The 14,572-nt window shown below is 69.5% G+C and carries 14 protein-coding genes; 6 read left to right on the plus strand and 8 right to left on the minus strand.

Annotated features, from left to right (window positions below):
• The first annotated feature begins 93 nt into the window (after positions 1-93).
• Positions 94-1,281, plus strand: a complete 1,188-nt coding sequence (locus tag FQ377_RS02725) for an ATP-grasp domain-containing protein (RefSeq protein WP_262364227.1) — start codon at positions 94-96, stop codon at positions 1,279-1,281.
• 8 nt (positions 1,282-1,289) lie between these two features.
• On the opposite strand, the gene murJ is transcribed toward FQ377_RS02725, so the two are convergent.
• The 3 genes from murJ to FQ377_RS02740 form a co-directional block, all read right to left on the minus strand.
• Positions 1,290-2,807 carry a murein biosynthesis integral membrane protein MurJ gene (murJ, locus tag FQ377_RS02730; protein ID WP_148599684.1) on the minus strand — a complete coding sequence of 506 codons (1,518 nt, stop codon included), beginning with the start codon at positions 2,805-2,807 and terminating at the stop codon, positions 1,290-1,292.
• Positions 2,808-2,846: 39 nt separating this feature from the next.
• Positions 2,847-3,755, minus strand: coding sequence for an ROK family protein (locus tag FQ377_RS02735; RefSeq protein WP_148599685.1), 909 nt, complete (start codon positions 3,753-3,755; stop codon positions 2,847-2,849).
• Positions 3,756-3,960: 205 nt separating this feature from the next.
• Positions 3,961-4,770 (minus strand): DNA-formamidopyrimidine glycosylase family protein, encoded by an 810-nt coding sequence (locus FQ377_RS02740; RefSeq protein ID WP_148599686.1) that lies wholly within the window; start codon positions 4,768-4,770, stop codon positions 3,961-3,963.
• Positions 4,771-4,963: 193 nt separating this feature from the next.
• On the opposite strand from FQ377_RS02740, the gene FQ377_RS02745 reads away from it, so the two are divergent.
• Both FQ377_RS02745 and FQ377_RS02750 read left to right on the plus strand, forming a co-directional pair.
• A complete protein-coding gene (locus tag FQ377_RS02745; protein WP_148599687.1) occupies positions 4,964-5,215 on the plus strand; it encodes a hypothetical protein in 252 nt (83 codons plus the stop codon).
• A 72-nt stretch (positions 5,216-5,287) separates the two neighbouring features.
• Positions 5,288-5,722, plus strand: a complete 435-nt coding sequence (locus FQ377_RS02750) for a YtxH domain-containing protein (protein ID WP_148599688.1) — start codon at positions 5,288-5,290, stop codon at positions 5,720-5,722.
• 71 nt (positions 5,723-5,793) lie between these two features.
• Here FQ377_RS02750 and malQ read toward each other — a convergent pair whose 3' ends face one another.
• The 4 genes from malQ to FQ377_RS02765 form a co-directional block, all read right to left on the minus strand.
• Entirely contained in the window at positions 5,794-7,941 is a 2,148-nt protein-coding gene (gene malQ, locus FQ377_RS02755) for a 4-alpha-glucanotransferase (protein ID WP_148599689.1), read from the minus strand.
• A gap of 107 nt (positions 7,942-8,048) precedes the next feature.
• Positions 8,049-9,056, minus strand: coding sequence for an MBL fold metallo-hydrolase (locus FQ377_RS02760; protein WP_262364228.1), 1,008 nt, complete (start codon positions 9,054-9,056; stop codon positions 8,049-8,051).
• A gap of 23 nt (positions 9,057-9,079) precedes the next feature.
• Positions 9,080-9,184 carry an MFS transporter small subunit gene (locus FQ377_RS15335; RefSeq protein WP_472974036.1) on the minus strand — a complete coding sequence of 35 codons (105 nt, stop codon included), beginning with the start codon at positions 9,182-9,184 and terminating at the stop codon, positions 9,080-9,082.
• Position 9,185: 1 nt separating this feature from the next.
• The gene (locus tag FQ377_RS02765; RefSeq protein WP_148599690.1) at positions 9,186-10,571 is read right to left on the minus strand and encodes an OFA family MFS transporter; all 1,386 of its coding nucleotides are present in this window, start codon (positions 10,569-10,571) and stop codon (positions 9,186-9,188) included.
• A 185-nt stretch (positions 10,572-10,756) separates the two neighbouring features.
• Here FQ377_RS02765 and FQ377_RS02770 point away from each other — a divergent pair, with 185 nt between their 5' ends.
• Positions 10,757-12,085 carry an APC family permease gene (locus tag FQ377_RS02770; protein WP_148599691.1) on the plus strand — a complete coding sequence of 443 codons (1,329 nt, stop codon included), beginning with the start codon at positions 10,757-10,759 and terminating at the stop codon, positions 12,083-12,085.
• 29 nt (positions 12,086-12,114) lie between these two features.
• On the opposite strand, the gene FQ377_RS02775 is transcribed toward FQ377_RS02770, so the two are convergent.
• Positions 12,115-12,657, minus strand: a complete 543-nt coding sequence (locus FQ377_RS02775) for an acyl-CoA thioesterase (protein WP_148599692.1) — start codon at positions 12,655-12,657, stop codon at positions 12,115-12,117.
• Between the two features lie 61 nt (positions 12,658-12,718).
• On the opposite strand from FQ377_RS02775, the gene FQ377_RS02780 reads away from it, so the two are divergent.
• Positions 12,719-13,456: a maleylpyruvate isomerase family mycothiol-dependent enzyme gene (locus tag FQ377_RS02780; protein ID WP_187393231.1), complete on the plus strand. Its 738-nt coding sequence runs from the start codon at positions 12,719-12,721 to the stop codon at positions 13,454-13,456.
• Positions 13,457-13,521: 65 nt separating this feature from the next.
• A complete protein-coding gene (locus tag FQ377_RS02785) occupies positions 13,522-14,523 on the plus strand; it encodes an NADP-dependent oxidoreductase (RefSeq protein WP_148599694.1) in 1,002 nt (333 codons plus the stop codon).
• Positions 14,524-14,572: the final 49 nt, after the last annotated feature.

A 14,572-nucleotide genomic window follows, 5' to 3' on the forward strand; every position in this document is an offset into this window, starting at 1 on the left:
GCGCCGGAATGACTACCCTGTCTAGGGGCGGCGTCGAGGCCGCCGCGCCCCACCACGCAGGTCTGCCCGCCGATTGCACCATCGAGGTATCGAATGCTCCACCGGTCCGCCAAGGACGCCGCTGCCTCCAGCGACGCCTCGCCGGGACCGCCCCAGCGCCGCGTGCTGATCGTGGCCACAGGGCGCGACCGGGGCGCCCTCGCCGCGATCCGAGCCTTCCGCGCCGCAGGTTGGTACGTGGGAGTGGGCACCCCCGACGGCGGGGGCGTCCTCGGCTCTTCGCGTGCCAGTCAGGCAAGCTACCGGGTACCGCGACCGCGCCATGACGGTCGGGATTTCGTCGAGGGCGTCCGGCGCGCGGCATCGTCCGGCTCGTTCGACCTCGTCTTCGGCGGCGGGGACGACTGGATGGCTGCACTCTCGGCGTACCGGGAGCAGCTCCCGCTGCCCGTGGCGCACCCGCCGTTCGACGTCGTCGAGACCGTCCTGGACAAGATGCTCCTGGCCGATCACGCCGCAAGCGTGGGACTGGCGTCCCCTCGCACCGAACTCGCTACGGACGAGGCGCTCGCCGGGTGGGACGGACCGGTGGTCGTCAAGTGCAAGGAGCACTGGGCACCCGACCAGACGCAGTCGCTCCGGATCGAGGCGAAACTTTTCGCCACGACCGACGACGCCGTGGCGCAGGTGGCGCGGATCCGCGCCGCCGGTGCGCAGCCGATCCTGCAGGAGGTGGTCGCGGGAAGCCTCGGCGCCCTGATCGGCGTCTTCCACGAGGGTCGGCTGCACGGACGCACGCAGCAGGTCTCCACGCGCCTCTGGCCCACCCCGAACGGCGCCTCGGCCCGCGCCTACACCGTGCCGGTCGATGAGGATCTCAGCGCCAGGGTCGAAGCACTGCTCCGGGACCTGGGCTGGCACGGACTCGTGGAACTGCAATTCCTGACGGGTGACGACGGCGTCCCCCACCTGATCGACTTCAACGGCAGATTCTTCGGATCGTTGGCCCTTGCCGAATCGGCGGGAGAAGGACTCGTCCGCACGTGGGCGGACCTGACCCTCGGCGGGCCTGCACCGACGCTTCCGGATGCACGGCCGGGCCGGCGCTACTCGTGGTTGGCCGGTGACCTCCGCCGGGCACGTGTGGAACGCCGCAACGGGCTTCTGCGCGACGTCGTCGCCTCCCTGCGCTGGGCCCTGACCGCGCAGCACAGTACCCTGAGCCTGCGCGACCCCCGACCATCGCTGGCCCTGGCCCGCGAGCGGGTCCGTCGCCGCTGACCCGCGCCCTACCGGCGTCGGACCGCCCGCAGCATCTCGAGGGGGACCAGCCGCTCCGGGGCCCGGAGAAGAACCAGTCCGAAGACATAGGCCGCGAGCATCACGCCACCCAGCAGTGCACCCTCGACGAGCGCCGGTGCGGGCGGCAGGAGCGCCCCGATCACCACGCCGACCCCGATCGTCGCGCTGCCCAGCACTGCGGCCCTCACCACGAGCCCCCTGGCCGCGGCGGTGTCGACGGCCGCATGCCGCCGCGCGAGGAGCACGCCGTTCGCGAGAGCTGCTGCCATGAGTGAGGCACTCGTGGCGAGCGCGATGCCGGCGAGCCCCAGCACGGGTGCGAGCACGATGTCCCCGACCACGTTGATCACCATTGCACCGACCGAGACCACCACCGGCGCCCGCGAGTCCCCGAGCGCGTAGGAGGTGCTGACGAGCACCTGCCGCACACCCATCGCCACGAGGGCGGGGGCGTACCAGACGATGGCGACGGCGGTGGAGCGGGCATCGCCGTCGGAGAAAGCTCCGCGCCCGTAGGCCACCTGGGCCAGCGGGACCGCGGCGACCATCAGGATGAGCGTCAGGGGCATGAGGAGGGTGATGGTCACGGACAGACCCCGCGACACCAGCCGCCTGATCTCCGGGAGATTGCCGGCGGCTGCGCCGAGCGCCGGGTAGAGCGGAACCAGGAGCGAGGCGATCAGGAGGGTCTCGGGCAGATTGACGAGCCGCCACCCGTAGGACAGGGCCGTGATCGCGCCGTCGTCGAGGGTCGAGCCGACGGCGCGGTCCACGAGCGAGTTCACATTGGAGATGGCGCTGCCCACGAGCAGCGGCGGCATGAGCCGCGCGATCTCGCGGAAGCCGGGTTGACGGAGATCGAGGCGAGGACGAACTCTCAGGCCGAGCGACCTCAGGGGCGGCAGCTGCAGCAGCAGGCGGGCCGCCGATCCCACCACGAATCCGACGGCGAGCGCCTGGACACCGTATCTCGGACCGAACAGGCCGGCAGCCGCGATCATGATGATGTTGAAGGGGACACCCTGCAGGGAGGACCAGATGACGCGCCGGTGGGCCTGCGCCACGGCAGCCAGGAGATCCGTGCCCGCGACGAGCACGGTGGCGAGCAGCATGATCCGGGTCAACGTCACCGTCAGCTCCGCCTGTGCACCCTCGAATCCGGGCGCCAGGGCCGCGGTCACGGGCCCGGCGAGCAGCCCCACGACGATCGCGCCGAGCCCCAGCACCACCATGGTCACCGTGATGGCGGTGTCGAAGCTGCGGTGGCCGCGGCACTGCTCCCCCTCGGCAGCCACCTCCCGGGCGACGACGGGCGTCACGGAACGCGCCATCGCATAGGCGATCAAGCCGAGCACCACGTTCATCAAGCCCTGGGCCACCAGATAGGCGTCGAGCTCGGGGCCGGCGCCGTAGACGGCCGCGATGACGACGTCGCGCACAAAACCGAACACGGTGGAGACCGCTGTCAGTGCAACCACCACGACGGCGGCGCGTGAGACGCTCATCCTCCCGACCTCGCCCTGGAGCGCAGGCCGGGGTGCCGTTCAGCCAAGGACGGGCGCCGGAGGCAGTGCGTCACTCGCCAGGGACAGTGCGCCCCTGACCCCCGAGCCGTCCCCGAGCTCCGGGCGCACCACGTAGCCGCTGGCGGGATCCGTCAGGGGATGGTCCGCCAGTGCTCCGCCCACCAGCAGCACCAGTTGTTCACGGACCGCCTCGAGCAGACCGGGGGTCTTCATGACACCTCCCCCTGCAACGATCCGCTGCGGCGCTGTGGTGTAGCTGATGGTCGCCAGCAGTTGCGCCAGATAGTAGGAGGTCAGCTGCAGGGATTCTCGCTGCCGGGGACCGGGGTCAATTCCCGGTCTGCCCCAGCGGGCCTGGATCGCAGGACCGGACGCAAGACCCTCGAGGCAGTCCCCGTGGAACGGACAGACACCGCCGAAGGGATCCTCGGGGTGCCGACGGACCAACAGATGCCCCAGCTCCGGATGGGCACGCTGCGTGAACGGGGCTCCGTCCACCACGAGACCGGCGCCCACGCCTGTCCCGACCGTCACGTAGGCGAGATCGCTCACGCCCCGCCCCGCTCCGAACCGGTGCTCGCCGAGCGCGGCGCCGGTCACGTCGCTCACGAGGCGGACGGGAGTCCCGGAAGCAAGACGGAGACCCGCCAGCAGATCGGTGCCACGCCAGCCCCGTTTCGGCGTCGAGGTGATCCTGCCGAAGTGGGCCGAATCCGGGTCGACGTCGACGGGTCCGAAGGAGGCGACGCCCACAGCGTCGAAGCGGCCGTCCACTGCCTTCGGAGCGAGGAAGTCACGGATGGCGGCGAGCGTCTGCTCGGGGGAGGTCGTGTCGATCCGTGTCTCGGCGAGGATGGTCCCGGGATCCAGCGCCTCGGCGACGGCGCAGATCACCTTGGTGCCCCCGGTCTCGATCCCGGCGATCACAGCGCTGCCCGGCTGCCGTTCGCGGCCCGGGGGCTCCTCGACGCGGCGGCGCAGCGATGCCCGCCGTCGAAGGCGTTCAGAGGCAGTGTGTCAGGGGTCCGGGACATGGGCATCCTCATGGGGTTCGGCGGTGTGGTCGGATCCATCCTCCCACTCGCCCGGCGGCCCCATGGCGTGCCGGCAGCGCTCCCGGATGCCCTGCCGGCTACCGGGTCGCTGCAGGGGCCTGCTGGCATCGTGGGCACCACCAGGTCCGGCGTCGGCCGGGATCATTCGGGACCTCCGCCCTGACCTGGACGGTGGTCCCGCAGCGCAGGCAGGGCCGCCCGGCACGTCCGGCCACCCAGTGCTGCTCGCCGCGCCGTGTGTTCCCCGTGGTGACCTGGTGCGCTCCGGGCTGCGTCGCCGAGAAGCGCAGGCACCGTGCTCCGAGGGCCACCAGCGCAGGCGCGTCGACGTCCGCCATCACCGTGTCCGGGTGGACACCGCGCAGGAAGCAGAGCTCGTTGGCCCAGAGGTTGCCGAAGCCTGCCACTCTGCGCTGGTCGAGGAGTGCGGCCACCACACGCTCCCCCGGAGTGCTCGCGAGCCTCCGGGCAGCCTCCGCCGCCGACCAGTCGGCCCGCAGCGGATCGGGTCCGAGGTGCCCCACGACGTCGCCCTCGGACCGCGTGTCCAGCAGCTCGACGACCGGCAGGTTCAATCCGTAGGCCGTGGGCCCGTGCCCCACGGCGAGGATGACCCGCGCCTCGGGCAACAGGCGCGACGGCAGTCTCCGACCCGGGGCGGTCACGGTCCACGACCCCTGCATGCGCAGATGGGTATGGAGGGTGAGACCGCCGTCGAACCGGGTCAGCAGATGCTTGCCGTGCGTGGCGTGCTCCAGCACCCGCAGACCGTCGAGGGCGTCGGTCGCATGCGCCGGCACCCGCAGGTCCCCCCGGCTCAGCGTCCGGTCGTCGAGCGATCTCCTCAGGCGCGCGGCGAGCCGGAAGACGCTGTCACCCTCAGGCATCAGGCCTCCCTCCACGACGTCGGGCGACAGATTAGCGTCCGGCACCGACAGACGGAACGACGCCACGGATCAGCCGCCGCTTCCGTTATCGATCGGTGCCGGATACGCTGTTGATTCGTCGGACTCGTCCGGCGTGCGCGGTCCAGAAGCGGGCCCGATTCTCGTGTCATCGCCGTACCGGAGAACAGGGCCCATGAGCACCAGACTGACGCCATCCGAAGACTTCCCCCAGGACCTCTCCGCACTCGAACTGCCCGAGGTCGAGGTCCTCAACAGCAAGATCCATCGCGAACTCGATTACGAGTACGTCCACGACGGCGAACCGTCCATGGAGACGGAGATCCGCCAGGAGGAGCTCGCCGAGGAACTGAACCGGCGCGAGCACCAGCCCCAATCCACGTCCGTCCTCTCGGATGTGGTCCGGCCGCTCCTGCGCTCCTCCTGAGGCGCGGACGGCCACGCGCCGACGCCATGGTCTAGATTCAGAGGGAACGCAGTCCATCGGAGGGAGAACGGCATGAAGAACAAACTGGTTTTCACCGCAGGAATGGCGGCCGGGTTCGTCCTGGGAGCCCGCGCGGGCAGGGACAGCTACGAGCAGATCAAGACCAAGGCGCAGGAGCTGTGGGGCAACCCGAAGGTCCAGGAGACCGTGAGCTCCACCGCCGAGACGATCAAGAACAAGGCGCCGGAGGTCCAGGACGCCGTCAAGGACGGCCTCAAGAACATCGGGTCCGACGACGACGGCGCGAAGGCGCCCCAGAAGTCGGGCAAGGACTCCTCCGCCACCGGGAAGTCCCCCTCGGACACCTCGGCGACCTCCGGCAACGCCACCACCGGCACCGGGACCACCGGGACGGGGACGGGACCAAGCGGTGGCGATCCCCGGACCATCGAGGACACCCCGTTCACGGCGCAGGACGAGGATACCCGCCCCGACCTCGGGCAGTAGCACCAGCAGTCGTGCATGACCGAGGGCCCCGACACGTGTCGGGGCCCTCGGTCATGGTCCGGCCGGTCAGGTCAGGTCGAGGGAGGCAACCCCAGCGCGGCGACGAGCGACGCGAAGCGCCGATTCCCTGCGAGATCCCCGGCGAGGACCACGTGTCCGTCCGCATCCGCCAGCGGGATCCGCCAGTTCGGGTACTCGTCGTTGGTCCCTGGCTGGTTCTGCGTGCGGCGCTCACCCACCGCATCGGCGAGTGCGACGCCGAGCAGGACCGACGGGGTCAGGCCGATGAAGCCGTGCAGCGCCTCGACGGTCTGCTGCAATCCCGGCACGTCACCGACCAGCAGGCCGCGCTCACGCAGGAGGCCGAGGAACTTCTCCTGGACGGCGCGATCCTCCGCCCGCTCCTCCTCGACGGGACGACTGAGCAGACCGAGCTCCTCCCGCAGCACCACGTGCTCACCCTCCAGGTAGCCGGCGCTCGGCGGCAGATCGTGCACGGTCACGGTGGTCAGGCATGCGGCACGGTACGCCTCGGGCGGCAGCGGACCGTCGTCGTCCTGCTCGAACCAGAGGATCGACGTGCCGAAGATCCCGCGCTCACCGAGATACTCCTGGACCCCTGGCTCGAAGACGCCGAGGTCCTCGCCGATCACGATCGCACCCGCCCGTTCCGCTTCCAGCGCCAGGATGCCGATGAGTGCCCTGTGGTCGTAGTAGACGTAGGCCCCCGCGCCGGGTGCCTGGCCCTGCGGGATCCACCACAGTCGGAACAGTCCGAGGATGTGATCCACCCGGATCCCTCCGGCGTGGGTGAGGATGTTGCGGAGCATGTCGCGGAAGGCTGCGTACCCGGAGGCGGCCAGGCGCTCAGGATGCCACGGCGGCTGGCTCCAGTCCTGGCCGTGCTGGTTGAACATGTCCGGCGGGGCACCCACGCTGATCCCGGCAGCCAGGACCTCCTGCAGCGCCCAGGCGTCGGCTCCGCTCGGGTGCACGCCGACGGCGAGATCGTGCACCACGCCGATCGACATGCCTGCGTCCTCGGCGGCACGCTGGGCCCGCTGCAACTGCTCGTCCAGGAGCCACTGGACCCACTCGTGGAACTCGATGCGCACCGCGTGGCGTTCCGCGGTCCGCCGTGCTGCCGGCGAACCCGGTCGGCCGACGTCGTCCCACGCTGCCGCGCCCGGCTCCAGCGTCTCGGCAAGGGCGGACCAGAGGGCAAAATCACCGAGTCCCTGACCCTGGCGCGCACGGTAGGCGTCGAAGGCGTGCCGGCGCTGGTCGGCACGCTCGACGGCGAACAGGAGCTCGAGCGCCTCCAGCTTCGCGGCGTAGGACGGATCCCGGTCGAGCAGGCCGGCGGTGGTGTTGGCGTCGGCGAACGATGCCGCGAGATCGTCCACGCGGGCGCGGGCAGCGCGGTCCAGGAGGGCGTACTCGGGGATGTCCTCGATGCGCAGGTAGAGGGGGTGGAAGAAGCGGCGCGTGGTGGGCAGGTAGGGGGAGGGCTCCACCGGAGGCTTCGGTTCCGCGGCATGGAGGGGATTGACCAGGACGAAGCCGCCACCCTGGTCTGCCGTGGTGCGGGCTATCTGCCCGAGGTCGGCGAGATCGCCGATCCCCCAGGACTCCGCCGAGCGCACGGAGTAGAGCTGGGCCATGAGCCCCCACGTGCGGCGATCCATGAGCGCTGCCGTGGTGCTGAGGCGGTCCGGGGTGACCACGAAGGTGCACCACGAGTCCTCGCCGTCCACCCGGGCGTGGAGCGTGTGCCAGCCGAGTGGCAGCTCCTCCGGGAGCACGGCCTCCCGGCGCTCCCGCTCCTGTCCGTCGACGGTTCTGCTCAGCGTCGCGGCGCCGACCCTCCCGTCGTGACGGACGCCGTCCTCGTCGACGGCCCAGACCTCCACCGCGGCGCCGGACGGCACATGGAGGGCCACGGGATCGGTGTCGCTCCGGCGGACCACGACGACGGCGGGGAGGACGGAGCGCCATTCCCTGAGCTGCGCATCCTCCAGGGCACGTTCGATCCGGGCAGCGGAGGAGGCGTCGACCCCCAGTGCGGCGAGCACCAGGACGAGGGTCTCCGGGGCCACGTAGGCGGGCTCACCGTCCCACCCCTTGAAGGTGGTTGCCACCCGGTGTGCGGCGGCGAGCTGCTCGAGGAGCGGAGGGCTGGACGGGGCGGCGTCCTGGTACTGGGTGGTGTCGGCCATGCCTTCAATCTAGGCGAGCAGGAGCCAGGCGTGTAGTCGGCCGTCCGCCCGGTGCCCGGAGGGGACGCCATACCTGCACCCGGATACCGCTGCGGTCTCCGGCGGACCTAGCGGACGGGCCCGGACCTGAGGAAGTCCACGTGCATCGCGGTCTGGCTGAGTGCGGACAGCAGGTGCAGGCCGTGCAGACCGTCCCAGCCCGCCGTCCAGGTCAGGCGGGAGGCGATGTCCCAGATGGGCGGGTCCTCGGATCCCGGCGCGGTCTCCTCGAGGATCGCCCCGACGTCCTGTGTGCGTGCCAGATGATGATCGCGGCAGGCACGGGCCCTGTCACCGAGACCCCGGAACCGGTGGCCGTGGCCCGGGAGCGCCTCGTAGTCGCCGTAGGGCTCCAATAGCTCCACCGACGCGATGTAGTCCGCGAGGGGATTCGACGCCGTCGTGCCGCCGAGGCCCAGCCCGGGGAAGACCGTCGGCAGCACGTGGTCACCCGTGAAGAGCAGTTCGTGGTCGTCGTCGCGCAGGCAGATGTGGCCTGCGGTGTGCCCGGGTGTCGCCATCACCTCGATCCGGCGACCCGGGACGTCCAGGATGTCGCCGTGGGCCAGACCGTGGTCCACGGCCATCGCGAGTCCCTCGGGTGAGCGATCGACGAAGCGGAGGAGTTCTCGCCGTTCGCCGTCCGGGACACCCCAGCCCTCCAGGCGTCCGAGCGCCTCGTCGGGGTCCAGCAGGCGCGTGCTGTGCTCCTCGAGCACCTGCCGCTCCACACCGTGCAGCGCGAAGCCGGCTCCTGACCCGGCGCGGAGGCGGGCTGCCAGACCCACGTGGTCGGGATGCAGATGGGTGCCCGTGATACCGGTGACAGCGCTGACGCCGCCGCGATCGGGCGCAAGCTCACGGAGCACCGACTCCAGCCGCGCCCAGTTGGCGTCGGAGTCCCAACCGGGATCGATAACGTGGATGCCGCCGTCGTCACCCCGCAGCAGATAGGCGACGGAGTATGCGAGATGGCCGCCGGGCATCGGCTGCGCCAGCGCCCAGACGCCCTCGCGTATCTCCTCCAACGCAGGCATCCCACCGCCCTCGGGGACGGTGGGATGCTGTTCGCTCATTGCCATGCCTCGACCCGGTGGTCTCAGCCGCCGAACAGTGCTGAGACGCGGATGAGGGTCTGGGTCACGCCGTAGACGAGCGGCACTGCGACCAGCGCCCAGACGAAGATGATCCGTGCTGCGGCCATTTCAGGCCTCCTTCACTAGTTCTTTGTTCTCCCGGGCAGGTTCGTGGAACCGGGAGTCGACGGGCTTGACGAGCAGATTGGCGATGAATCCGATGACCAGGAGGACCACCATGGTCAGGAGTGCCGGCTGGTAGGCGCTGGCCGTGAGCTCGCCCGGCGTTCCCTGGGCATCCAGGAAGGCGTTGACGATCAGGGGCCCGGCAATGCCCGCCGCGGACCATGCGGTCAGCAGCCGGCCGTGGATGGCCCCTACCTGGAAGGTGCCGAACAGGTCGCGCAGGTAGGCCGGTGCGGTGGAGAATCCGCCGCCGTAGAACGAGATGATGATGACTGCCATGGCGACGAACAGGAGTGTGGTCGAGGAGCCGGCGAGGGCCAGCACCACGTACAGCAGCGCGCCGACACCGAGGTAGACCATGTAGATGCGCTTGCGGCCGATGACGTCCGACGCCGTCGACCAGAGGAAACGGCCACCCATGTTGCCGATGGACAGCAGCCCCACGAAACCGCCGGCGACCGCGACGGACACCGCGGTGGTGCCGTCGGCGCCCCGGAAGAAGTCCTGGATCATCGGGGAGGCCTGCTCGAGGATGCCGATCCCTGCCGTCACGTTGCAGAACAGCGCGATCCAGACGAGCCAGAACTGGCGGGTCTTGATGGCGTTGGAGGCCGAGACGTTGTCCGAGGTGATGAGCTTCTTGGACTTCAGCTGGGAAGGATCGAAGCCCTCGGGCTTCCAGCCCTCGGCCGGGACCTTGATGGTGAACGCGCCGAACATCATGTACACGAGGTAGATGGCGGCGAGGGTCAGGAACAGTTTGCCGACGGATTCGCCGCTCGCCACCCAACCCTCTGCGCCGGAGTTCGGATCGTACATGCGCAGCAACTGGGTGGACAGGGGACTCGCGATGAGGGCGCCGCCGCCGAAGCCCATGATCGCCATGCCGGTGGCCAGGCCCGGGCGGTCCGGGAACCACTTGATGAGCGTGGACACCGGTGAGATGTAGCCGATGCCCAGGCCGATCCCGCCGATGACGCCGTAGCCCAGGTAGACGAGCCACAGCTGGTTCGTGAAGATGCCGAGGGCGCCCACCAGGAACCCGGAGGTCCAGAACAGGGCCGAGGTGAACATCGCCATGCGCGGACCGTTACGGTCCACCCAGGTACCGAGGAAGGCTGCGGACAGTCCCAGCATGACGATCGCGATCGAGAAGATGATGCCGATCTGGGTCAGGCTGGCGTCGAAGTGCGAGGTCAGTGCTGTCTTGTAGACGCTGGTCGCGTACGCCTGGCCGATGCACAGGTGGACGGCGAGCGCTGCCGGTGGGATGAGCCATCGGTTGAATCCTGGTGGAGCGATCGTATGGTCGCGGCTGAGCCAACTCATCGATAACCTTTCTGTGGGCGTGGGTGGCCGCCTGCGGCCATCGGTGATGAGGGTAATTATGCGGTCTGTCACACGTGATCGTGCAAATTGCCGGTCCGCACCCCCGTAGCGTGCTGGGCGGTGCGGTGGTAGGAGATGGAGAACGAGATACGAAGCCTGCTTACTGGTTCCCCTAGAATGACGCCATGGCCTCCACCGATCACGTCCCCGACACCCGGCTGAAGCGCGGTATCTCGGGGCCGCTGCTGTATCTCTTCATTCTCGGCGACGTCCTCGGAGCCGGCGTCTACGCACTCGTCGGCGTGATCTCGAAGGAGGTGGGCGGTGCCATCTGGATCCCGCTCATGGTGGCCCTCGCCCTGGCGCTGCTCACCGCTGGATCCTACGCGGAACTCGTCACCAAGTACCCGAAGGCCGGCGGTGCCGCGGTCTTCGCCGAGCGTGCGTTCAAGACACCGTTCATCTCGTTCCTGGTGGGCTTCTGCATGCTCGCCGCGGGGGTGACGAGTGCCGCCGGTCTGGCGCAGGCCTTCGCGGGCGGCTACCTCACCACATTCATCGACGTCCCGGTGGTACCCGCCGCGCTGGTGTTCCTGGTGCTGCTCGCCCTGCTGAACATGCGCGGGATCAAGGAGTCGGTGCGCAGCAACGTGGTCATGACCGTCATCGAGGTCTCCGGGCTGGTCCTGGTGATCGTCGTCGTCGGGATCTTCATCAGTGCCGGCAACGGGGACATCTCGCGCGTCAACGAGTTCCCCCCGGGCGTCGGCCCGGCCACCGCCGTCCTGTCGGCCTCGCTGATCGCCTACTACTCGTTCGTGGGCTTCGAGGTCTCCGCCAATGTGGCCGAGGAGGTCAAGGACGTCAGCCGCGTCTATCCGCGGGCACTCTTCGGCGCCCTCCTGACCGCCGGCATCGTGTATCTCCTGATCGGCCTCGCATCCTCCGTGGCACTCCCTCCGGAGGAGCTCGCAGGGTCCACCTCGCCCCTGCTCGACGTCGTCGCTGCCACGGGAGCGGGGATACCGAACTGGCTCTTCAGCCTCGTGGCTCTTGTGGCGGTCGCCAACGGCGCGCTGCTGACCATGATCATGTCCAGCCGCATCACCTTCGGTATGGCGGAGCAGGGCCTGTTCCCCTCGATCTTCGACCGCGTCCTGCCGAACCGTCGCACCCCGTGGCTGGCCATCGTCGCCACGACCCTGGTCGCCATGGCCCTCACCCTCACCGGCGGGCTCGAATCACTGGCGCAGACGGTCGTCCTGCTCCTGCTGTTCGTCTTCCTGAGCACCAATATCGCCGTGATCGTGCTGCGGAAGGACACGGTGGCCCACCGGCACTTCCACATCCCGGTGGTTTTCCCCTATCTGGCCATCGCGTCCTGCGTCCTGCTGCTGACGCAGCAGACCGGGGAGATCTGGCTCCGTACGGGGATCCTCCTCCTGGTGGGGCTCTCGCTGTTCGGCATCCAGCATCTCGTCCGCAGCCGCTCCAGCCAGCCCGCGGACCGGTAGCGCGCCTCCGGCAGACCCGACCTGCGCGCCTACCAGACGTGCGGCGCGGGCTTCCGGGTGCTCGGCAGGGCGTTGTTGAGCCGCCACTCGTGGATCCAGGCGGGGAGCACCAGATCCTCCGGCGGCGCACCGAAGGCCGCGATGATCTCCCCGTTGCTGATCGGGCCGGACGACGAGACCAGGCGCGTGGCGATGAACGCCCGCGCATAGATCTCGCCGTCGGCCACGGTGCGCTGCTCGAAGTAGATGGCGCGCTCGTCGAGTCCGATGATGCGCGTCTCGATCGTGTACCGCAGGCCCAGCGTGAGCGACTTGCGGAAGCTGATCGTCTCCCCCGCCGCCACCGGGCTCCACCCCCGACGGCGCATGGTTCGCCACACTCCACTGCGCACCATCAGGTCGAACCGTCCGAGGTCGAACACCGAGAAGTACATCCCGTTGTTCATGTGCATCGCGATGTCGATGTCGGTCAGGAGCACGCGGAGGCGCACACTGCCCGCGTCCCAGATGCTGAGGGCCGAGCGCCGGCGGGAGGTCACGAGCAGCAGCAGGGTGCGGAGGATCAGGTGCATGCCGGTCACATTACCCGCCGGTAACATCGTCGGGTCCGAGGTGCGCGCCTACACTCGAGGAATGAGCCGCCCCTCTCCCCACGCCCTCTCCTTCAACCGGTACCGGGAGCTCCTCGACCGGGAATACCTCGCCCTCTCCGCCCTCGTCCAGCCCACCCTCGACCGGCCGGTGCCCGCCTGCCCCGGCTGGAACGGTGAGGACCTCGTCCGGCACACCGCGATCGTGTTCCTGCACAAGGCCGAGACCATCAGGACGGGAGAGAAGCCCAGTCACGGCTGGCCGCCGCTGAGCGTCGGGAGCCTCCCTCCGGGGGCCCTCCTCGAACACTGCCATGCCCGCCTGATCGAGCAGTTCGACGCCCATGAGCCCACGGATCCGGCGCAGAGCTGGGTGCCGGAGGACCAGACCGTGGGCTTCTGGATCCGGCGTCTCACCCATGAGACGGTGATCCACCGCTTCGACCTCGAGGACGCGGCCCCGGGGACCACCACGTCCCTGGATCCGGCACTCGCGGTGGACGGCGTCGACGAGGTGCTGTTCGTCATGCTCGCGCGGGGCAAGCCGGACCCGGAGGCTTCGTGCGGAACCATCAGGCTCGAGGTGGGACCGCACTCCTGGGATGTCCGGCTCGACCCCCAGCGCGTCGTCGTCGAGCGCGACGTTCCCGCAGATGGGCAGGCGACCCTGCGCGCGGACGCCGAGCAGATGCTCCTGTGGCTGTGGGGGCGGGCGCCGCAGCCTGTGGATGCGCCGCCGACCGCCGTCGAACTGCGGGCGCGACTGGCGCGATCGCTCTGACCGGAATAATTGCCCTGGGCCAATAGTTTGCCTCAGAAGGCAACGAACAGCACCAGGAGCAGTCAATGACCAGCAGTACCCAGATCCAGCTCACCTCGCGCCCCGTCGGTACACCGACCAGCGAGAACTTCTCGACCGTCTCGATCGACCTGCCCGCCCTCGGCCCGGACGAGGTGCGAGTACGCAACGAGTTCGTGTCCGTGGACCCGTACATGCGCGGACGCATGAACGACACGAAGTCCTACGTCCCGCCGTTCGGCCTGGACGAGACCATGACGGGCGGCGCGGTGGGCCGCGTGGTGGAGTCGACGTCGGACACCCTTCCCGTGGGGACCGCGGTCCTCCACGGCTACGGCTGGCGCGACGTGGCCCAGGCACCGGCTGCACAGTTCTCGGCCCTGCCGGAGACCGGCCTCTCCCTGTCCGTCTTCCTCGGTGCGGCCGGCATGACCGGCCTGACCGCCTACGTGGGACTCAAGCGCATCGCGGGTCTCGCCGAGGGTGAGAGCGTGTTCATCTCGGGCGCTGCCGGAGCCGTGGGATCGATCGCCGGGCAGGTGGCCCGGAAGCTCGGGGCCTCGCGTGTCATCGGCTCCGCGGGATCGGCCGAGAAAGTCGCGGTCCTCAGGGAGAAGTACGGGTACGACGACGCCTTCAACTACAAGGACGCACCCGTCAGGGAACAGCTCAGGGGACTCACCCCCGACGGGATCGACGTGTACTTCGACAATGTGGGCGGGGATCATCTCGAGGCCGCGCTCGACCGGCTGAACACGGGGGGCCGTGTGGCACTGTGCGGGGCGATCTCGCAGTACAACGACACCCAGCGTGCCCCCGGGCCGGACAACCTCTCGAATCTCGTCACGCGCTCCCTCCGGCTCGAGGGCTTCACCGTGGGGCAGCACCAGGACCTGCAGGCCGAGTTCGCCGAGAAGATGACCGGCTGGCTGCACGACGGAAGCGTCGTCTTCGACGAGACCGTGGTGGACGGTATAGGGAACGCGGTGGATGCGTTCCTCGACATGATGAACGGCGCCAACACGGGCAAGATGCTCGTGCGGATCTGATCACCCCGGTGCCTGCGGCTTCGGCACTCAGGGCACCGTCCGGGCGGTG

The sequence above is a fragment of the Arthrobacter echini genome (assembly GCF_008107445.1).
GTDB classification, from domain to species: Bacteria; Actinomycetota; Actinomycetes; order Actinomycetales; family Micrococcaceae; genus Arthrobacter_D; species Arthrobacter_D echini_A.

Bases quoted from the DNA above. Each gene is read 5' to 3' on its own strand.
- FQ377_RS02725 (WP_262364227.1), top strand. From the start codon at position 94: ATGCTCCACCGGTCCGCCAAGGACGCCGCTGCCTCCAGCGACGCCTCG.
- murJ (WP_148599684.1), bottom strand. From the start codon at position 2,807: ATGAGCGTCTCACGCGCCGCCGTCGTGGTGGTTGCACTGACAGCGGTC.
- FQ377_RS02740 (WP_148599686.1), bottom strand. From the start codon at position 4,770: ATGCCTGAGGGTGACAGCGTCTTCCGGCTCGCCGCGCGCCTGAGGAGA.
- FQ377_RS02745 (WP_148599687.1), top strand. From the start codon at position 4,964: ATGAGCACCAGACTGACGCCATCCGAAGACTTCCCCCAGGACCTCTCC.
- FQ377_RS02750 (WP_148599688.1), top strand. From the start codon at position 5,288: ATGAAGAACAAACTGGTTTTCACCGCAGGAATGGCGGCCGGGTTCGTC.
- malQ (WP_148599689.1), bottom strand. From the start codon at position 7,941: ATGGCCGACACCACCCAGTACCAGGACGCCGCCCCGTCCAGCCCTCCG.
- FQ377_RS02760 (WP_262364228.1), bottom strand. From the start codon at position 9,056: ATGAGCGAACAGCATCCCACCGTCCCCGAGGGCGGTGGGATGCCTGCG.
- FQ377_RS15335 (WP_472974036.1), bottom strand. From the start codon at position 9,184: ATGGCCGCAGCACGGATCATCTTCGTCTGGGCGCTGGTCGCAGTGCCG.
- FQ377_RS02765 (WP_148599690.1), bottom strand. From the start codon at position 10,571: ATGAGTTGGCTCAGCCGCGACCATACGATCGCTCCACCAGGATTCAAC.
- FQ377_RS02770 (WP_148599691.1), top strand. From the start codon at position 10,757: ATGGCCTCCACCGATCACGTCCCCGACACCCGGCTGAAGCGCGGTATC.
- FQ377_RS02775 (WP_148599692.1), bottom strand. From the start codon at position 12,657: ATGCACCTGATCCTCCGCACCCTGCTGCTGCTCGTGACCTCCCGCCGG.
- FQ377_RS02780 (WP_187393231.1), top strand. From the start codon at position 12,719: ATGAGCCGCCCCTCTCCCCACGCCCTCTCCTTCAACCGGTACCGGGAG.
- FQ377_RS02785 (WP_148599694.1), top strand. From the start codon at position 13,522: ATGACCAGCAGTACCCAGATCCAGCTCACCTCGCGCCCCGTCGGTACA.